This window comes from Microcoleus sp. PH2017_05_CCC_O_A (assembly GCF_020738785.1).
In the GTDB taxonomy this organism is placed as follows: domain Bacteria; phylum Cyanobacteriota; class Cyanobacteriia; order Cyanobacteriales; family Microcoleaceae; genus Microcoleus.
Genome location: NZ_JAEQCB010000012.1, coordinates 34,652 through 54,227 on the forward strand (window position 1 = coordinate 34,652; position 19,576 = coordinate 54,227).

At 44.8% G+C, this 19,576-nt stretch carries 14 protein-coding genes, 1 tRNA gene and 1 pseudogene; 10 read left to right on the plus strand and 6 right to left on the minus strand.

Features of this window, described 5'->3' with window-relative positions:
- Positions 1-56: 56 nt before the first annotated feature.
- Complete coding sequence (locus JGK20_RS04180) at positions 57-1,448, plus strand: hypothetical protein (RefSeq protein WP_293229463.1); 1,392 nt, start codon at positions 57-59, stop codon at positions 1,446-1,448.
- A gap of 215 nt (positions 1,449-1,663) precedes the next feature.
- Here JGK20_RS04180 and JGK20_RS04185 read toward each other — a convergent pair whose 3' ends face one another.
- Complete coding sequence (locus JGK20_RS04185; RefSeq protein WP_293229465.1) at positions 1,664-5,332, minus strand: PAS domain S-box protein; 3,669 nt, start codon at positions 5,330-5,332, stop codon at positions 1,664-1,666.
- Positions 5,333-5,460: 128 nt separating this feature from the next.
- On the opposite strand from JGK20_RS04185, the gene JGK20_RS04190 reads away from it, so the two are divergent.
- Positions 5,461-5,640: a hypothetical protein gene (locus JGK20_RS04190; protein WP_293190290.1), complete on the plus strand. Its 180-nt coding sequence runs from the start codon at positions 5,461-5,463 to the stop codon at positions 5,638-5,640.
- Positions 5,641-6,295: 655 nt separating this feature from the next.
- Here the strand turns inward: JGK20_RS04190 and JGK20_RS04195 are convergent.
- Entirely contained in the window at positions 6,296-6,682 is a 387-nt protein-coding gene (locus tag JGK20_RS04195) for an AbrB family transcriptional regulator (protein WP_293157313.1), read from the minus strand.
- A 493-nt stretch (positions 6,683-7,175) separates the two neighbouring features.
- On the opposite strand from JGK20_RS04195, the gene JGK20_RS04200 reads away from it, so the two are divergent.
- The 4 genes from JGK20_RS04200 (at position 7,176) to pyrR (ending at position 10,156) form a co-directional block, all read left to right on the plus strand.
- Entirely contained in the window at positions 7,176-7,619 is a 444-nt protein-coding gene (locus JGK20_RS04200; RefSeq protein WP_293182439.1) for an Rrf2 family transcriptional regulator, read from the plus strand.
- Between the two features lie 33 nt (positions 7,620-7,652).
- Positions 7,653-8,054, plus strand: coding sequence for a GFA family protein (locus JGK20_RS04205; protein ID WP_293182473.1), 402 nt, complete (start codon positions 7,653-7,655; stop codon positions 8,052-8,054).
- Between the two features lie 112 nt (positions 8,055-8,166).
- On the plus strand, positions 8,167-9,243 hold the full coding sequence (gene cbiB / locus JGK20_RS04210) for an adenosylcobinamide-phosphate synthase CbiB (protein ID WP_293182437.1): 1,077 nt from the start codon (positions 8,167-8,169) through the stop codon (positions 9,241-9,243).
- A gap of 379 nt (positions 9,244-9,622) precedes the next feature.
- A complete protein-coding gene (gene pyrR / locus JGK20_RS04215) occupies positions 9,623-10,156 on the plus strand; it encodes a bifunctional pyr operon transcriptional regulator/uracil phosphoribosyltransferase PyrR (RefSeq protein WP_293182435.1) in 534 nt (177 codons plus the stop codon).
- Positions 10,157-10,343: 187 nt separating this feature from the next.
- Here pyrR and JGK20_RS04220 read toward each other — a convergent pair.
- Positions 10,344-10,416 (minus strand) — tRNA-Ile (locus JGK20_RS04220).
- A 1,156-nt stretch (positions 10,417-11,572) separates the two neighbouring features.
- On the opposite strand from JGK20_RS04220, the gene JGK20_RS04225 reads away from it, so the two are divergent.
- The 4 genes from JGK20_RS04225 (at position 11,573) to JGK20_RS04240 (ending at position 15,649) form a co-directional block, all read left to right on the plus strand.
- Positions 11,573-12,217, plus strand: coding sequence for a hypothetical protein (locus JGK20_RS04225; RefSeq protein ID WP_293182471.1), 645 nt, complete (start codon positions 11,573-11,575; stop codon positions 12,215-12,217).
- A 205-nt stretch (positions 12,218-12,422) separates the two neighbouring features.
- Complete coding sequence (locus JGK20_RS04230; RefSeq protein WP_293182433.1) at positions 12,423-13,040, plus strand: IS607 family transposase; 618 nt, start codon at positions 12,423-12,425, stop codon at positions 13,038-13,040.
- Positions 12,979-14,121, plus strand: a complete 1,143-nt coding sequence (locus JGK20_RS04235; protein ID WP_293202977.1) for a transposase — start codon at positions 12,979-12,981, stop codon at positions 14,119-14,121. The genes JGK20_RS04230 and JGK20_RS04235 overlap by 62 nt, the downstream gene beginning before the upstream one ends.
- Positions 14,122-14,218: 97 nt before the next feature.
- Positions 14,219-15,649: a hemolysin family protein gene (locus tag JGK20_RS04240; RefSeq protein ID WP_293182467.1), complete on the plus strand. Its 1,431-nt coding sequence runs from the start codon at positions 14,219-14,221 to the stop codon at positions 15,647-15,649.
- Between the two features lie 444 nt (positions 15,650-16,093).
- On the opposite strand, the gene JGK20_RS04245 is transcribed toward JGK20_RS04240, so the two are convergent.
- From JGK20_RS04245 to JGK20_RS04255, 3 genes and pseudogenes are all read right to left on the minus strand, one after another.
- The gene (locus JGK20_RS04245) at positions 16,094-17,146 is read right to left on the minus strand and encodes a hypothetical protein (protein WP_293211025.1); all 1,053 of its coding nucleotides are present in this window, start codon (positions 17,144-17,146) and stop codon (positions 16,094-16,096) included.
- Between the two features lie 910 nt (positions 17,147-18,056).
- On the minus strand, positions 18,057-18,731 hold the full coding sequence (gene queC / locus JGK20_RS04250; protein ID WP_293206355.1) for a 7-cyano-7-deazaguanine synthase QueC: 675 nt from the start codon (positions 18,729-18,731) through the stop codon (positions 18,057-18,059).
- A 257-nt stretch (positions 18,732-18,988) separates the two neighbouring features.
- Positions 18,989-19,444: pseudogene (locus JGK20_RS04255) on the minus strand (amidohydrolase family protein); the annotation flags it as partial.
- Positions 19,445-19,576 lie beyond the last annotated feature (132 nt).

Genomic DNA, 19,576 nt, shown 5'->3' on the forward strand with positions numbered 1-19,576 from the left:
TGCAAAGCAGCAATAAATAACTATAATAGTGTATTGATCATCTGAGCGAGGACGGTATGCCATCTCAGAACGTTACCTCTCAATCCGAAACCCAAGAGTCAAAAGTTCTACCTACTCTAACAAACAATATATTGCCCGAGGCGCGATCGTCTCAACCAACAGCTCAATTACAAAAATCAGAGCTGACAGTTTTTGCAGCTCAAGAGATCGTTTACAAATTTTTCATATATCACATCAACAACTCGGAACCAGAAGTTAGTCTCCAGGAATTCAAAAAAATCTTTATAGAACTAATTGCTCCAGTTAACCCTAAATTAATTCAATCCCTATACATAATAATTGAATTTAACAGTCAACAAGAATTTAACAACTTATTTAAACGCTGCTCTTACATCTTATTAAATAACTGGATATCCAACAAACAATACGAACTTGCTCGGAAATTAATTACAATTATTAGCGAGAGAACCCTCAGCGAGCCTCACGCAGACAATATTCTCAAAAGACTGAAAGTGTGGCTGACAAACTTTGTCAGCAGCCAAGACTATGAAAACATCAAATTATTTGTATTGAAGTACGGCGACTACCGGCCCGTAGAAAAGCACTGGACTTCTCGCTATCAGCCTTATTTGCTAGCCACTCAATATCTCGATACTAAAAACACCCTCGAAGCACGCCAAACTGCCAAACTCTTGTCCCAGAAGTTAAAAGACAAGTATAAGTTTGACCTAGCAATGTATACATCTCGCTCTCAGTCAGCCACATTCAAATTTAAAAATTATCATAATCCCACACTTTTAGGAGAGGAAGCCCTGCGTTTAATCAAAATAATTTTGGTCAACCGAGGCTCGTTGAACTATCGCAGCTTAGCCAATCTTTTTATCAGTCACAGTCAAAATATTACCTACAAGCAGTTCAAGGAATCTCTGATTAAGTATTTATGTTATTACAATGAAAAAAAAAATAGTTCTGATATTTATCACCAACAACTCATCAATATTTTAGATAATTTTCATCCCCAGAATGACGAAGAAAGTTTGAACAGTAGCCTGTTGCTCAGAACTTGCAATTATCTAATCAAATGTTTGACAGTGGAAAATTCTGGGGAACCAACCGCCTTATTTCTAATTTTCGTGACTCAACTAAATCCTTTAACGCTAGCGATTTTGATGCTAAAGATAATTTTAATCTCACCGTATTCCCAAACCTACTTAGAACTTTGTTTTGCTCGATTAATTGAATACTATCAAGATAACTCCGCTGCTGAATGTCAGTGGCTAATTAAATTTTTAGAAGTTTGCCAGATTGCTCTAACTATTTATGGAGACAATGTTCAATACAATCTAGTGAATATGTCAGACAACAATCAAGAGGAACATTTGTTTATCGACCTCAATAACTGTCGAGTTTTTTCTCAACACAAACAAACACCCAAAAATCGAGATTAGTCATTAGCGCTGTCCCCGCTCGCGAACATTATTAGCGATGTATTCGTAGGGTGCGTCGCCATGAAAAATCCCTAAACTTAATCGGCAATCTGATAGCGACGCACCTTATACCAATTCACTATGAAGGTACACGCTCATACATGGTAAAGTAGAGGAGAGCAAATGTTGATTTTTTCGGGGAGAACTGGTATTAGTCATTAGTCATTAGGTGTACCCTACAGCTCAAATTTTGCAATCAAATCCAGTATCTTTTGATAATCAAAATTATCTAAATAATTCATCATAACTTCGGCAAAAATAGGATTATCGCTGCGAATTTCCTCAATTGTTTTGGCAATAAAATCGAAGTCAGCCTGATGGACTGCCTGTTTGAGATTGCGCGTCCATTCTGGGGAAACTTGCGGCTTAGAGTCCAACGTAAATATTGCAGCACTATCAGATATTTTTTCGGTAACAATAGTTGAACTCTCCGATACATTATTTACTGTAACATATTTATTGATAAGTTCAACAGGGCCGACTCCCGTCACAACTTGAATATCAAATTTGAAGACTGTGCCGCGTCCAACTTCGCTCTGGGCGGTAATGTCACCGCCCATTAATTTGATGAACTCGCGGCTGATACTTAATCCTAAACCTGTACCTTTTTGAACTTTTTGACCAGATGAACTTTGCACGAATAATTCAAATATACTGTCTAATTCCTCGGGGATAATTCCTAACCCTGTATCGGCAATTTCAAAGTAAATAAAAGCATTATTTTTTTGAGCTTCTGATAGATTGATATTATTATCTGGTTCTGGAGATATAGCTACTTCTATTCTGGGTCTTACTGTTACTAAAATTGAGCCTTTTTGGGTGAATTTAACGGCATTATCTAACAAATTAATCAGCACTTGTCGCAACTTAACATCATCAGCTTGTACGTACTGAGGAACATCGGGCGAGCGGTTGACAATTAATTGCAATTCTTTATTTTGTGCGGGAAGTTGAAACATATTTTGCACGTCGCCCAGCAAACGGTACAAGTCAAAGTTTTTTGGGTTGAGTGTCATGCGTCGAGCTTCAATTCTAGATAAGTCTAATATTTGATTAATGAGTTGAAGCAAGTGTTCTCCGCTGCGACGAATAATTTTAATATTCTCTTGTTCCTGCAAAGTTAAATTAGCACTGGGTTCTATTAATTGAGCAAAGCCGAGAATGGCGTTGAGGGGTGTTCGCAATTCGTGGCTCATGTTGGCAAGAAAGATGCTTTTAGCTTTGTTGGCAGCTTCTGCGGCTTCTTTGGCTTGTTTGAGTTCTTGTTCTGCTTGTTTGCGATCGCTAATATCAAGTATTATGCCGTGCCAGACGATATCTCCATTTTCGCGCAATTCTGGGCGAGAATAGCCTTGCAGCCATTTGAGTTTTCCCGATGCTGTCACAATCCGCCACTCGTGGGAAAATGGTTCAAGATTTGTGGCGCTGTTGACAATTGCCTCGAAGTGGCTGGGGCGATCGTCCGGGTGCATTTGTTCGTAGAGTAAAGCAGAGTTGTTTTTGACTTCCTCCGGCTCTAATTCTTGAATTTCTCGGCACATAGGACTGATATATTCCATCTTGACTGAGCCGTCGGGATGTTGCACGAATATGTAAAGTTCTCCGGGAACCGTGATCGCTAATTTGTGAAACAGAGCTTCGCTTTTTTGCAAGGCTAATTGTGCTTGTTTGCGATCGCCAATATCAATCCCAAATCCAAAAAGAAAGTCAAAATTGCCATTTTCATCCAAAACGGGCGTACCGTGCCACTCGACTAACAAACCCCGATCCGACTTGGTGACAATCCGGTGCTCATTAACCGTTTGCGGGCTGGCTTTGACGGCCTTAAAAATCGAGTGCAATCCGGCTCGATCGCCCTCGGGTACAAATATAGCTAAATAATCTTTGCCGATAACTTCTGCGGCAGTATAGCCCACAGCTTGCAGCATACAGTCATTCACCCGCAGGATTTTACCCTCACAGTCGATCGCCACAAAAAATATCGGAGAATTTTCGATAATCTTGAAGTTAAAGTCGCGCTCTTTGCGGATAATTTTTGTAGCTTGCTTGCGCTCCTCAATTTCGATTTCCAAGCGGGCATTGATTTCGGCTAACTCGGTTGTGCGCGAAGCTACTTCAATTTCCAGAGTCCGGTTGTAGTCAGCCAATATTTTTTCTGCTTGTTTGCGATCGGTGATATCTTGAAAAACAATAATCACATACAGGACATTGCCAAGAGCGTCAAACACCGGCATCGATCGCACTTGCAAAGGAATAATTTTCCCACCGAGGCGAATTTCCATATCTTCAACAATCATTGTTGCACCCCTCACAGCCCGTGCAAACGGGGACTTATCGATCGGGTACAGCCGATCGGTGCCTGCTACATAAAGCTGATAAGTTTCTGAGAGCCCTGCTGCCGTTGTACTTGGCATTGCCCTTTTGCCAGTGAGCTCTTCTCCCACCGAATTCATAAAAATAGTGCTACCTGTGGGAGTCAGGGCTGTGACTCCAACGGGCAAGCTTTCTAACAACTTGGCAAATTTTTCTTCACTAGACGCCAAAGCTTCAAAAGATTTTTTCAATTGAGCGGCCATTTCATTAAAAGACTGGGCTAATTTACCGACTTCATCCAGCCTGCTCACACCAACAGTGCGATCGAATTCTCCTTGGGCAATATCTTTAGCTGCTGCGTTGAGACGCAGCAGCGGCAGCGTTACCCACCTAGCTGTCAGAACTCCGGCAATGGTCGATAGCAGTAGCGCGGCCACACAAAGTACAATCGTATTGCGGGTATTTCTGTTAACTTGCCCCATGAAATCGGATTCGGGAACTGCGATCGCAATCAGCCAGTTCAAACCGTAACTATCAGAAAAAGGCACCACTGCCACAAAATAATCCTGCCCGTCTCGGTTAAATTTCAGTTGATGCTGCTGCTTAATCTCGCCAAAGCCCCCGAAGTATTCGTACAAATGCTTAGCTGCGGTACGAATAACAGGAGTTTGGCTGTCTAAAACATTCAGCCGCTCCGGCTGGTGCTTTCCCGACAACTTTCTAAAGGGTGATTCTTGACTCGAACTGGCAACCAGCAAGCCCGATCGTTCGATCGCGAAAATTTCCCCCGTTTTGCTAAACCTGAGGCGATGGAGATATTGCTGAATTTCCAAGATCGAAAAGTCTACCGCACTAACTCCCAGCAATTTACCATTGCGATCGCGAATCGGTTGACTCGCAGCAATAAACACAGTCCCCGGAGTAAAACCGGGGTAAATGCTCGTCCAAATTGGTTTGTTAGCTGCGACAGCTTCTTTGTACCAAGGGCGCTGGCGAGCATCGTAGGTTCCTGCTTCTACTTTTAATTGAACCGTGCGAGTTCCTCTGTTGTCTGTAGCGTAGTAAATGTTCTGAGAGTTGGTAGATTTGTTAGCGACGACAATTTGCAAGCTCTTGTCCTTAGGGTTGCGCCAAATGGCGAGACATTCTCCTGAGTTTTCAGAACCGAGGGACATCCACTGAATGCTTTTAAACGATTGCATTTGCTGCCAAAGGAACTTTTCTGCCCGAGGCTGGCGGCTTTCTAACTGTAAGTTTAATTCCTTGCGATCGATCGCTTCAGCGTTGAGTTGATTTACCCAGTGAGTATTTTCGAGAACACCACTCAGCTTTTCTTCAACTCTTTTCCCCGTCTCCCCGATCAATTTCTGGGCGAGCTCTTCGACTGCTCTTTGTCCGTTGCGAAAGGAAAAATATCCGACCATCCCGACTGCTGCGACGATTTGCACCACAAAAGAGCCGACTAGAACGCAGCGCAGAGGTATTTTTGTGGGTTGTCGGACAGTTTGAAAGGCGAATCGGGACAAAGGCATAGGCTGCTGACTAATTGCTCCCTAACACTCTAACTGTTTCGACCCATAATTTCACGTAGGGCGATCGAAGCTGCTTGCTTCGGTGTCAGTCGATTTTAGATTTTAGATTTTAGATTTTAGATTTGGGAATGAACGAGCTCGTGCTGGCGATCGCCAGCACGAGAGTTGCATCAGACAAGATTGGAAAAGTCACTCTCCAATCGGGAAATACATCTGCTTGTCCGTCAAACTTCATCCTGAAATCCCTCGAACCTGTTCCTTTTCCTTCTTCCCTCTTCGTTGTTCGGGTGCATCTGGTTTTGGAATAGGGCGAAGCATGACCGCATATAAGGAGGGAGCATCTCAATTTGGCATTTACAGTGCGAGCGTCCCCGCTCGCGTGCTTGTACAAACAAGCACGCGAGCGGGGACGCTCGCACTACGATAAAAAATGCTTCTTGCAAAACTGAGATGCTCCCTATAAGGAATGAGAATTAAATAACTTACAATTTTAATGATTGTGGGATGGGCGTCCCGCCCGTCTATAAGGGACGGGCGGGACGCCCATCCCACTTTTAAGAGTGTAAGTTATTAAATTTTCGTTCCTAAGTTATTAGTTATCATCTCATATTGACTCTTGTCATGCTTCGCCCCTACGGATATATTCGCCTTGCACAAGCCGCTGCACCCCGTTGTTCGAGCAACTGTCAACCGTCAACTATCAACTGTCAACTATCAACAGCTACGCGGAAAATCCCCCGCTTGTCCAAACGGATATAGCGAGGGGCGAGAATAGGTATTCTCAGAAAATATAAAGTAGTAGCACTGACTTTTATCGAGCCATTGCCATCTATAGAATCCATACTGTTTTAGGCGCACTGAAAAATTTCAGAACAAAATTTCAGAGCCCACTCTCTGCCAGCAGTCAATGCTTGAAGTCAAACCAACCCGTTCAAGCAAGAATTCAAAGCAAATTGTAAAGACCTAGGATACTTCTTCGCGATCGATTTGGCGCAGGTGAATGTGCTTGCGTCCCAGAGAAATTTCAAATTCATCTCCCGGCTGGAGTTCCATCTGCTTGGTGTAGGCAGCTCCAATCAGTAAGTTGCCGTTAGATTGAACGCTAATCCGATAGCTAGCCGAGCGTCCGCCACGTCCGTTGCCGTTTTGCTTCCCATCTAGCTGAATGCCTTCTGCATCAATCAGCGCATTCAGGAATTTCATCATGTTGACCCGTTCTACGCCGTTCTTGGTAACGGTATAGTAGCCACAGGCTCTAGCTTTTTCTTCCTTGGTCAGATTCTCTAGGTCTTTGACCTTTTTGATCAGATCTTCGCCTTCAAGGGGTTCGATATTTTTCTTTTTAGCCATTTACTGAGTCCTGAAATATTCAAGTGGTGTACGGATTTTTTCTCGGTTGGTTTTTGGTTTGACCAAGAAAGTTTAGCTTTATAGCCGGTCTTGACATACTCCCCCACCTAAAGGCGCTGGGATTCTGGGTTCAAACAGCGATTGCAGGTTCTTCACCTGTCTAACATCACCTCGCCCACAGGTTGATGCCCCAACCTGTTTGAGATTTTTTGAAATAAGAGAGTTGAGACCGGATTTTTATATCTCGCGAATCAACAAAGTCTACTCTATCATGAAAGCCGTCTTTTTAGGATGGGGCTTTAAACCCAATTGTTTGATAAAACTATATTACACCGATCGGCTCAATTGTTAACCACTATTGTCTAAATATTTTTAACAAGGTGGAGTCTTTCTTGAGGAGTAGCTGCCAGGAGCGTGCGAGCAATCTCTAAACTAGGTAGCATAAGCTATCAGCTATCAGCTAGCTGAATATTTGCCCCGCTCTTAAAATCCCATGAAGTTAACCACACGCGGACACTACAGTGTCAAAGCTCTACTGGATCTAAGTTTGCAACCTCGGTTCGGGCCGACATCGGTGAAATCGATTGCGAACCGACAGGAGTTACCCGCTCCATATCTAGAAAAATTGCTGATTGAAATGCGACGAGCCGGTTTAGTCCAATCTGTTCGGGGTTCCCAGGGAGGATATCAATTGGCTCGGGAGCCAGCTCAAATCTCTTTAGGACAAATCTTAGAGGCTGTAGGGGAAACTATTGAACCTTTACCTCGACATTCTCCTGACGCTACCCAACCAGAGGACTGGGTAACATTCAGTTTGTGGAACCGATTGCACAAAAAACTGGCCGAAGCGCTGTACAGTATTTCCCTCGAAGACTTATACTATGATGTCCGCAGTTGGCAAGCTGCTCTCGGAGAAGAAACTAGCTTTATCATTTAGATGGTAAGTTCATTCATTCGATCGCCAACTCACATGGACGCAACACTTGTTACCTACTCTGGTGGCACACGTTGCGGTGCTGTCCGCTTCACAGTCACGGTTGACAAACACTCGTCATCTGACTGCAACTGCTCTATCTGTAAAAAGAAAGGATTTTTGCACCTGATTGTGCCGCCCGAACGTTTTACCTTGCTCTGCGGGGAAGATGTTTTGACAACCTATACATTTAATACAGGCACTGCTAAACATACTTTCTGCCGGATTTGTGGGATTCACTCGTTCTATCGTCCCCGATCGCATCCCGATCAATTCGATGTCAACGTCCGCTGTCTTGACGACTATGCCGTTTCCCAATTTCAGATTCTACCCTTTGACGGTGTTAATTGGGAACAGAACGTACACGAACTGCACGACGAAAGTCATCTCAGCAGTTAAAATCGGCTCTAAAAAATCACACTCCGCTCGATGTAGCTGCTGTTTTAACTGCTGCTACCCGATCGCTCACTAGCGATCGAAGGGACTATCATGTTGAACACCATATATAATAATGCCGGATGAATTTACTGTTTTGATTTTAGCTGCGGTATTGGATTATTCGATCGGCGATCCTTGGGGTTGGCCGCATCCCGTGCAGGCGATGGGTTGGGCGATCGACCGCTATACTCGATTTGTCTTTAATATATGGAACAATCCCGCAGACAAAATGCCTCTCTCTGGCGATCGTCCCCCAGGCGAGCGGCACCAACTGCTGCTACGATGTGCTGGTACAATACTAGCGATCGGGCTGATTATAGGCAGTTATACTGTCAGTTGGTCGATCGTCCTTGCTGCTAGTTGGGTGCATCCTGTTTTAGGCATTGCCCTACAAACCATTTTGCTGGCTAGCTGTTTTGCCGGTCGCAGTTTGAGGGCGGCTGCTGAAGACGTGCTAGCGCCTTTAAAGGTTGGAGATTTAGTCAAGGCGCGAGAAAGGTTGAGCCTTTACGTCGGTCGGGATACCGAAAACTTATCTGAGCCAGAAATTCTGCGAGCATTGTTAGAAACTGTAACAGAGAATGCAGTAGATGGCGTGAGTGCCCCGCTATTTTATGGATTAGTTGGGTTCGCTCTGCCGCATCTATTATTAACTGTTATCGATCGACCGATCGCTCCTGACTCGATGTGGGATCTGGCGATAGTTCCCTGTGCGATCGCCTACAAAGCAGCTAGCACATTAGATTCTACCGTCGGCTACAAAGAAGCACCATACACAGATTTAGGATGGTTTAGCGCCAAACTAGAAGACGTGCTGACATGGATTCCTTGTCGGCTAACAGTGATTACTTTAGCCCTGATATCTGGCAAACCGATCTACGTTTGGCAGATTTGTCAGAGAGATGCTGTTAAAGATGCCAGTCCCAATTCCGGTTGGAGCGAGTGCGCCTACGCCGCCATCTTGGGAGTACAACTGGGAGGTACAAATTCCTATCGGGGAGTTATCAAACACAAACCGCTGTTAGGCGAGTCGATTCGTGCGATCGCACCGCAGCAAATTGACCAAGCATTGCAATTAACTCGGTATTGCTTTCTGATTTGGTTGGGACTATCATTGCTTGTTTATACTTTATTATGTTTTGTTCCCTAACAATGGGCCTGACCCGCAGACAGATACAGCCCTCCGACAGGAGTCTGGAAGGGGAGTATCTTAGTTTTGCATTTATAGTGCGAGCGGTATAATACTCGCGAGCGGGGACAGCACTATAATAAAAGATGCTTTTTTCAAAAATGAGATGCTCCCTCTGGAAGAGCCAAACAAGTTTCGACGTTAGTAGTTCTACTCCCAGATTCAACTGTCAAGTCAATCTAAAATCTAAAATCGTTCGACGCTGACACTAACGCCGAAGTCTCACATCTAATAATTGTTCCAACCCTGAGATTAATTTGTCCAGTCAATCTAAAATCTAAAATCTAAAATCTAAAATTGTTCGATTCGCCAACAGCCAACCATTAGCTCGCAGCCAGCAATGACTAAAATTATTAAGATTTTATCCCCGGATGAAGTGAGGCGCACTCTCACCCGCGTCGCTTCCCAGATTGTCGAAAAATCAGGAGCTCCTTCGGACTTAGTGCTGTTGGGGATTCATACTAGAGGAGTGCCTTTAGCTCAAATGTTGGCAGCTCAAATTGAAGTCCTCGAACAAGTCAAAGTATGCGTGGGTGCTTTGGATATTACGTTTTACCGAGATGACTTGGATCGAGTTGCGATGCGGACACCTGCTAAAACAGAAATTCCTTTCGATTTGACCGGCAAAACGGTGGTGTTGGTAGATGACGTTATATACAAAGGTAGAACAATTCGAGCGGCTTTGAATGCGGTAAACGATTACGGGCGGCCGGAGAAAATTTGGTTGGCGGTATTAGTCGATCGCGGCCACCGAGAAGTACCGATTCAGCCGGATTTTACGGGTAAAAAGTTGCCGACAGCCAAGGAAGAACAAGTTAAGGTTTATGTTCAAGAACTTGACGGGCGCGACGGAGTGGAATTGATTAAGGGTTGATGTCGCTCGTTAGCCTCGAAACATCCGGGACACAACTGACTTAGGTACGTAGTTGCGCTTTAGCGCTCTTTGCTTCATGAAAGAGCGCTGAAGCGCAACTACGTACCTTAACGGCAGAAACAGATTCTCAGTTTTTCCAATCAGTAGTATAGACAAGAGCGCCCAAGCGCAACTACGTACCTTAAAATCGGCAGTGCAGGAGTTGAACCTGCCTGGGGCGAATTATGAGTTCGCTGCCTAAACCGCTCGGCCAACTGCCGTTAGATCGACTTATGTCGATCCAACTCAAAAGTAGTATAACATAATTTCCCAGTCCGTGCTAGAACTAGAGAACAAAAATCAAAATCTTTTAGATCTGCCGAACCCGCGATCGCCTGCATCACCTCTGTGCTGGAGTCGATCGACCGGAATTAGCAGTTTCTACGACTTGGAATCAACTTATAGGCAATGGCAGTCAACAACCCACCGTTAAATCGGAGTACCGACTATAACGGGGGCTTGAAACATAGCCCTAGTTGACCAGACTCAGGCAGTAATGCCTGCGTTAGTGGCAAGGCGTTTAACTAATACGAGTTGGAAGTCCCGCACTCTATCCGTTTACAGGATGAGTGACGGGATGAAAACGAGCACCAAACAAATTGAGCGATAGCGAATCCATGATAGGCTCGAACTAAGCGGGGATGATAAGAGTAGCCGTGGTGGGCGAACTTTCCGTTGTATAAAGGCTAGACACCACCTATCAGTTTCTGACTGGTAGCCCCAATATCCAGCTAAGCCGTAAAAGAGCTGATGGATGGGTGAAAAAATCAACAATTCTACTCCTTGGGACACAGGGAGTCTGCCGGAAAAGATAAGTAATTATCTTGCTAGTGAGTACCACATAAAGGTGAGTAAAACCTACGGAGGGAGGATAAGACCAGCTTAGAGAGGGCTGCGAATAAGGCTCTCCCGTTGAAAGAGGAAGCCCGCACTCTATTTGTTTACAAAATGAGTGTCGGGTATGTCACGTTCTTACCTACGGATGCGTAGCTAGTCCGTAGCTCTAAAACTCTTAGGTTAAACAGTCATTTGGGAGACAGTGCCAAGCGAGAAAGTACCGACCACTAACTTTGTCGAAGCTAACATTACCGGAGCAATCCGAGAGGGAGCAATCCCCAAATTAAACGCCCCACTGAGGCGGGTAAGCGAAAGAACAATATCAGCAGCCTCTATCCTGTAATGTCAGCAGGTATGCCAGGGAGAATAACCACTTTTGAGGCGCAACGGTTTCCTTTTATGGAGATACATAATAATGCAGTATAGACCCTGGCCTCCCTTTCCTCTCACCGCCAAGCCGAGTATAGTTATGACGGGAGTCTCTAGGGAGGAAGAAAGGTGAATTCGACGGTAGTGCTGACTCTTATTCTGCTAACTCTAATGTTTGGAGCAGGTGTGACGAGTTCTGTTTGGGGATTTACTATAGGTCGCGAAGCGTTGAAAGGAACGACTCAACCTGATGTTCGCCCCAGCAACAATGCTGGAAGCGGCAAGCAGGGAGCTGCGGCTAGCAAAGACCAAGTGAGCATTTTGAAAGAAAAAGACATTCTCAAAACCGTCAAAGCGCGGGTAGAAGGTCGCGATCCTGACAAAAAAACAGCCGCGACAAATACTAAAGCAGACAAGGCAAGCTCTAAACCTGCCACAGCCAAAAAACCGGCTGCGGCAAATGCCAGTGCCAAGTTTCCCCTGAACAGTCGCGACGGGGGAGTAACTCTGGAAGTGAGCGCCGCCAGCCAGCGCAGCAACTCGATGCTGCTAGACGTGAGCATGAAAAACGAAGGTTCCCAAGCTGTGAGGTTTCTCTACAGTTTCTTGAACGTCACTGACAATCAAGGGCGGGCTCTTTCGGCGACTGCTGAGGATTTGCCGGCGGAACTTCCACCCAACGGGCAGGTGTATTACGGTACGGTGAGTATTCCTACAGCTTTGCTGGAAAATGCTAAGGAAGTTTCGCTGACGCTGACAGATTATCCAGGCCAAAAATTACAGTTGCAAATATCTGGCATTCCAGTGGCAAAGTAATTATTGGATTTGGGATTTGGAATGGCTGATGAATTAAGTGTTTGGAGCACGGGCTTACATTTGCATTATTTTCGGACAATGGTATGAGACAAAAGGAGACCAAACCTCCAGACTGTTGACATAAAGTAAATAATTTCCTAGAAATTCCTAGTAAATCATTGTAAAAGCTGGCACTATGGATTGAAAACAAAAATACCACCTAGCGATGACAAAATATGTCACACCGCGAAAAGCTTGCAAAATCCTGCAAGTCTCAGATAAAACCCTTAGAAACTGGGAACTTGTCGGCAAAATATCAGCAATCAGAACCCCATCCAACCAGCGACGCTACGACATCGACAGCGTTCTCGGAGGCAGACACGACCGAATTACAGCCATCTACGCCAGGGTTAGCAGCTATAAACAGCGAGAAGACCTCTACAGACAAGTCAGCTACCTCCAAAGTATCTACCTGCAAGCCAAGGTCTTCAAAGACATCGGAAGCGGACTCAAATTCAAAAGAAAAGCGCTGCTTGCCCTTTTGGGACAAGTCATGTCGGGAGATATCTCAGCAGTTGTGGTCGGACATCAAGACAGACTCGCAAGGTTCGGTGGTGAGCTCATCAAATGGATCTGCGAACAAAACAATTGCCAACTCATGGTTCTCAGCAGAAACGAGTTGTCTTGTGAACGAGAAATGGTTGAAGACATCCTTGCTATCATCCACGTCTTTAGCAGCCGACTCTACGGTCTGGGAAAATACAAATCTGCTATCAAAGAAGATTCGAGTTTACCCGGAAGCCAAGCTAGCAGCAAAATGGAGGACTTGGATTGCGGCAAGTAGGTGGTGTTACAACCAAGCAATTGCTATTCTTAAGGACGAAAAAATAGGCAAGTATGATTTAAGAAAAAAGATAATGGATTCGGCTCCCGACTGGGTTTGCGAACAACCTTACAACCCGCGACAGATGGCAGTGTTTCAAGCTTTTGAAGCACACAAAGCTGCTAAAAAGGCAAAAGGAACGGCAAAATTTAGAAGCCGTTTAGACACATCTCAAACTATCCGATTTCAAACATCTAACTGGAAGTTCGGGGCTTTTTACCCGCTTGCTACTAAAGGGCTAACCTTTAAAGCGTCCGAACCAATCGTTGAGGTAATGCAACACGAGCCAACACTCAGTTTGATCGACAGGCAGTGGTTTATCTGCTATGTGATTGACGAACCAAAAATAAAGCCGATCGATAGTGATTTAGCTGTCGCACTGGATCCAGGTGTTAGGACTTTTGTTACTGGTTTTGACGGCAGTGACTTTATCGAAATAGGAAAAAACGATATTGGTCGCATCTATCGGCTAGCAAGACATCTAGACAAATTAATGTCCCGCATTGGACTAAGTAAAGGGAGGCAATTCAAGCGACTGAGGTATTGCTTGCGGAAATCGGCAGCAAAAATTAGAATCAAAATCAAGAACTTAGTTAATGAACTGCACAAAAAAGCTGCAAAATATTTTGCAGCCAAGTACAAACTAATTTTCTTGCCAACCTTTGAAACACAGCAAATGGTTAAGAAAGGTAGGCGTAGGTTGGCGACTAAAACTGCTAGAGCGATGGTCACGTTGAGCCATTATCGTTTTAAGCAAATGTTGAAGCATCAAGCCACCAAACATGGTGGTGTTGTAGTAGACGTAACAGAAGAGTACACATCGAAAACTTGCTCAAAATGTGGGCATATCCACGCTAAATTGGGTGGAGCTAAAATCTTTAAATGTCCAGAATGCGGACACACTCTGGACAGGGATAAAAATGGCGCTTTCAATATTTTGTTGAAAGCTTTGAGAGATACCTCCCTGACAGGAGAGCTTGCTGCTTTTTCTGTTTTGCCATACACGGCTATTCTGGGCTTAGTCCGGGATTTACCGGGTTAAATGTATCTGATTCTCAGGTTCGATCGAGAAAGTTGTTCTAGGGAGAATTGTGTCACTTTTAGGGGCTAGAGTTCAGGAGATAGCTGATTTACCTGCGATGAGTTGGGCAGAGGTGCTGTCGCGGTTGCTGTCAGTGCTGCTGCTGATTGCGATCAATGCTTTTTTCGTGACGGCTGAGTTTTCGATGGTGACGGTACGCCGATCGCGCATCAATCAATTAGTCGAGGCCGGCGATGTTCCGGCGATAACTGTTCAATCTTTGATACACAGTATCGAGCGATTGCTCTCGACAATGCAGTTGGGAATCACTCTTTCTAGTTTAGCTCTCGGCTGGATTGGAGAAGATACGATCGCCGTTCTGATCCGAATGTCGATCGGCTATTTGCCGCTACCAATCTATATCAAATCGGCGATCGCCCATTCTGCCAGCATCTCAATAGTAACTTTTTTCCTGCTAGCTTACCTGCAAATCGTACTCGGCGAAATCCTGCCCAAATCTGTAGCCTTAGTTTATTCCGAACAGCTAGCCAGAAGTTTAGGGCCTCCGAGTTTATTGATTTCCCGCTTGTTCAATCCCTTTGTGTCGTTTCTCAATCAATCCACGCGATCGCTATTGCAGCTTGCGGGAATCGAATACGAGCGCACGCACCAGCCAGTTACGCCCCAAGAACTGCAATTAATTATAGCGACTTCCAGCGAATCAAGCGGGTTGGAAGCAGAAGAGCGAGAATTGCTGAATAACGTGTTTGAATTTGGCGAAGTTTGCGTAGAAGAAGTGATGGTACCCAGGCCCAGCATTGTGGCACTTCCCAAGACGGCTACGTTTCAAACTTTGCTTTCGGAAATGGCGATTTCCAACCATTCCCGCTATCCCGTCACGGGAGATTCTTTAGACGATATTATCGGGATTATTGGCTTCAAACAACTGGCGAAACCCTTAGCTGAAGGTTTGCTATCTCCCGACACCCCAATCGTAACTTGGATTAGTGCGGTGAGATTTGTGCCGGAAATGATGCTGCTGGGGGAATTACTGCCTTTGATGCAGGGTTCGTCGGAAGAAATTGCGATCGTCGTCGATGAATTTGGCGGCATTTCCGGCTTGGTGACGCTGAGGGATTTGATCGCTGAAATTATCGGCCGCACTTACGAGTCGCCCGACAGCAAAGAAATAGCTTTGCAAGTATTGGACGATCGCACTTTTTTAGCGCAAGCGCAGTTAAATGTAGATGATGTCAATCAAATATTGAATTTGGACTTGCAGGTGACAGACGAATATCAGACAATCGGAGGTTTTCTGAGTTATCAGTTGCAAAGAATGCCGGCGGTTGGGGAAGTTTGGCGCTGCGAAAATGCGGAACTTACAGTAGTTTCTGTGTGCGGGCCGCGGTTGGATCAGATTCAAATTCAGTTGTTGAGTGCGACGGCGGGCGATCGAGTTTTGGGTGAAGTTGCAGCGGCGGGCGGGGAAGTTGGGGGAAAAGGGCGATCGAATGGCGGTTTGAGAGGTGCGGCGAAGTTTTCTAGTTAATACCAATTAAAAAAATAAATGCAACAATATTGGTAGGGTGTGTCGCCAGAAAGCTTACCTTAAAAGAGATGAACAATCAGCTATGGCGACGCACCACCGACAAGATTTCAGCAAACAAACTCAACCTCAATTATTGTACAATACCGTTTACTTAAGACCGCCCTGGGGGTAAAACCCTCTGAAAAATAGATACGGAGATTGCTTCGTTCCTCTCTTCGGACTATATTAAGTAAACCGTATTGAATTATTGTAGAAACATTTTTTTGAATTGGTATTATATTTGGATTTTGATGGGGAGGACGATCGCAAATATGTCGATCGGCTTTTAGTCTGATTAAATGCAAAACGAAATTCAAAATAAACAGGACAATAACTAATGTTGGAGGAACAAGCTAAAGTCCTTTAATATCAAGCTTTGTGCTGTTCGTAAGAGTTTTTGCGGTATCAAGCATTCGGGAAAACTTCCTCTGAAAACATACGGCGCAGAATCTCATAGAAGGGTTCACAATACTGCGCTTGTTCGGGTGACAGACAAGCCCCAATCTCCTTACGAAGTAGGTGAGTCATCTGGCTGACGAGCTCCCAACTGACATTCAGTCGAGGGTAAATCATCACGCACAGGGGAAATAGTTCCGTTTCTAGCGCGTGCAAATTGCCTTCGAGCAAACAAACCCACATATAAACCTGAAACATCTCGACATCACGAACACTTGATGTACGGATACGTTCACTGTTAAGGGGCCCAGAATAACAGCGATAGCGTGGGTACAGTTGATTCACTCGATCGACTACCCGTTCAGCAATATAGCTCATCTTCGACATCAGCAGGCGAACAGATTGCACCGGAATCGCATTCGGTGGATGCTTTGCAGCAGCTTGGTATGCGCGTTGCAGTGGCATATATAAATGATCGTCTAGCATCTTGACGTAGTTACCAAAATTTTCCTGTTCTCCCTCAGGGAGCAAGTCCATCAACTGCGTTCCCGTGTAGTGATATTGCATCGCCACAAAGCCAATCACGCGGGGATCAATTGCTGTAACGTGCTGTCGGACTTGTCCGAGAACTGGGCTCACCTTGTTAACTATACGATAGGGCGACAATTGCTCGCTATATGCTTCGATCGCAAACTTATAAACTTGATGAATACCACCAGAAATATACCAAGGATCGATCAGATCCGTATCTATACCGTGTTCAATTAACGTTTCTGCCAATAGGTAGTCAGTTTTTGTCCAGGATTTTGCACTCACAGAACGCAGCGATGTCAACATTTGTTTTGCCATACTGATACGCCGTCGTTCGATAAATTTATCCTCACCCACAACCGCAGGGGTACCGCTTTTCATCTGTTGTAGATACTTTTGCGCGAAGGAAACAGATAAGTCTACCGATGGTGATAGCGGATCGAATGATATGGAGCTGAGCAAAGAAGGATGAGTAGTCATTGATTTAGTATTTATTCTGTCAAGGTTAGATGCTGATGGTTTTTCAGTCACACATTCATTTTTTGCGAGAGACAATTGTGCGAATGCCGGAGTAGATTTAATCTAGAATTTGGTAGCAAATGATGGCGATAATAGCGATCGCTATTGTTTGTTGAAGCATTCGATCTTAACTATAATCTCCTAAAACTCCAGGATTCAATCGTATAAATACTGATAAATATAATAAACTTCGCAGCCATTTCCGAGTCAATACCGTACTTGTAGGTAGACTTTCAAATTAAATAGTTGGCTGACTTTGTGCAACGCCTATATACCACGCTGGTAAGGTCAAAAAACGGCACTTGTCGCTGGAACCGAACTCCTTAGCCGAAATACCGAAGCTAGAGACTGTTATTGTTCAAAATTAGCCTAAAATTGCCTGATTTAACGATCGTGCTAGACAGTGCTGGCTGTATGTACCCAGCGGGTGCATCTGGTTTTTGAAGCCTGAAGAAGCATGACCGCATATAAGTTATTAGTTATCATCCGATATTGACGGAGGTCATGCTTCGCCCCTACAAACATATTTGCCCAAGTGACATGCACCCTACCCAGCACTGTTCGGCGGAATAAATTTAAATTGCACAAAAAGCAGGAAATCGCTATTTTGCTTGAGATTTTTTCATATTTCAAGCAAAGAAAATTGATCGAGAGCTTGATTTCAAAATCAAAACCCTTAAACTTGACGAGACTCGCGGTGTTCAAAATCAATCTATCTGCATTGCCAACCCTACAAATTGGTTAATTTCAGTGAGTTAAACAATCAATTAGTGCGGATTGAAAGGGTGCATCTGGCGCAAGGCAAATATATCCGTAGGGGCGAAGCATGACCGTAGAAAATAGGAGATTATAACTAATAACTTATATGCGGTCATGCTTCGCCCTCTTCAAAACTCAGATGCTCCCTTGCAAACCTGCAATATTAAGCGTAAGGCACCGGATCTTTTAATCCTAATTCGTCAAAAGCAGCCAGCCGCAGCCGACAAGAATCGCAAACGCCGCAGGCTTTTTCCCCGCCTGAATAACAAGACCAAGTTTGTGTCCAAGGCACTCCCAACTTGTTGCCCAATTGAATAATTTCGGTTTTTTTAAGTTCTATCAAAGGTGTGAAAATCTTAATAGCTTCTCCTTCCCTTCCCTGCTTGGTTCCCAACCGAAATACTTCCTGCATGGCTTGGATGTAATCGAGGCGGCAGTCGGGATAGCCGGAATAATCTAAAGCGTTGACACCGATGTAAATTCGCTGAGCTCCTAGGGTTTCGGCGTAGGCGAGGGCAAAGCTGAGAAAAATGGTATTTCTAGCTGGAACGTAGGTAACGGGGATGTTTTGCGACATTTCTGCCAGATTGCGATCGATCGGCAATTCTATCTGATTGTCTGTCAAAGCCGAACCGCCCCACTGCGTCAAGTCAAAGTTTACCACCTGATGCACCTTAACCTGTGCTGAAAGTGCGATCGCCCGTGCTGATTCTAACTCTCGCCGGTGTCTTTGCTTGTAGTCAAAGGATATCGCATAACATTCGCAGCCGTCGGCTTTGGCTTGATACAAAACTGTTGAGGAATCCAGCCCTCCCGACAATAAAATAACTGCTTTCACTTAAAACATCCTCGATTGCATCAGGTTTTATATTTATATCAAATCTGTTGTCACTTGACAAGATAGGACGTACGGTTGAAACCGCGCCTACAAAAACGTAGGCGTTAGCCTTCCCGAAGGGTAGTCAGCCGGACGCCGACTGAAGAAGATAAAATAATTTTAACCGCATAAGACGGCGGTTGAAACCGCGTCTACAAAAACGAAGTCCGCCTCTGCGGACTGAAGAAGATAAAATAATTTTAACCGCCGAGTCTTCTTCAACCCGCGGAGGCGGGTTTTGTTTGTATAGAAGCGGTTTCAACCGCCGAGTTTTCATGCAACAAATCGTCTAGTTCCCGGTAATCCGGCAAAGTTGTATCAATTGCTCTACCCTGCCGCAAAACTGTGCGATCGCGCTGCGATCTAGATAACAATTCGCTAAAATTCCGCGCCTTAAACAAAATCAAATCTGTGGGTAAACCAACTCCGATTCGTCCCAAATTCGGCAATCCCATTAAGTCGGCTGCTGTGGTTGTGACTGTGCGCGGCCAATTTTCCCAAGGCCGATCTAAATGGGCGATACGGGCTGCCATATTCAAGACTTCCAAAACATCGTGATCGCCAAATCCGTAAAACGGATCGCGACAATTGTCGCTAGCAACTGCGACGGGAATTCCTGCTGCTTTTAGTTCATGCAAGACAGTCACTCCGCGCCACCTCGGTGTACGCCCAGATTGTTTGGAATAGGAGAAAGCACGACTTTTCTACCTTCCAGCCATTATGCCTGTACTTTCTAGACACTTTCTATTTGCTTAACGTATTTGCGTCATTACAGCCGTTGAGACAGCTTACTTGTAAGCCCGCAG

What these genes read in the sequence shown, in the direction of transcription:
- pyrR (WP_293182435.1), top strand. Translation starts at nt 9,623, where the DNA reads ATGACTAAAATTATTAAGATTTTATCCCCGGATGAAGTGAGGCGCACT.
- JGK20_RS04225 (WP_293182471.1), top strand. Translation starts at nt 11,573, where the DNA reads ATGTTTGGAGCAGGTGTGACGAGTTCTGTTTGGGGATTTACTATAGGT.
- JGK20_RS04190 (WP_293190290.1), top strand. Translation starts at nt 5,461, where the DNA reads ATGAACGAGCTCGTGCTGGCGATCGCCAGCACGAGAGTTGCATCAGAC.
- JGK20_RS04200 (WP_293182439.1), top strand. Translation starts at nt 7,176, where the DNA reads ATGAAGTTAACCACACGCGGACACTACAGTGTCAAAGCTCTACTGGAT.
- JGK20_RS04230 (WP_293182433.1), top strand. Translation starts at nt 12,423, where the DNA reads ATGACAAAATATGTCACACCGCGAAAAGCTTGCAAAATCCTGCAAGTC.
- cbiB (WP_293182437.1), top strand. Translation starts at nt 8,167, where the DNA reads ATGCCGGATGAATTTACTGTTTTGATTTTAGCTGCGGTATTGGATTAT.
- JGK20_RS04185 (WP_293229465.1), bottom strand. Translation starts at nt 5,332, where the DNA reads ATGCCTTTGTCCCGATTCGCCTTTCAAACTGTCCGACAACCCACAAAA.
- JGK20_RS04205 (WP_293182473.1), top strand. Translation starts at nt 7,653, where the DNA reads ATGGACGCAACACTTGTTACCTACTCTGGTGGCACACGTTGCGGTGCT.
- JGK20_RS04195 (WP_293157313.1), bottom strand. Translation starts at nt 6,682, where the DNA reads ATGGCTAAAAAGAAAAATATCGAACCCCTTGAAGGCGAAGATCTGATC.
- JGK20_RS04240 (WP_293182467.1), top strand. Translation starts at nt 14,219, where the DNA reads ATGAGTTGGGCAGAGGTGCTGTCGCGGTTGCTGTCAGTGCTGCTGCTG.
- JGK20_RS04180 (WP_293229463.1), top strand. Translation starts at nt 57, where the DNA reads ATGCCATCTCAGAACGTTACCTCTCAATCCGAAACCCAAGAGTCAAAA.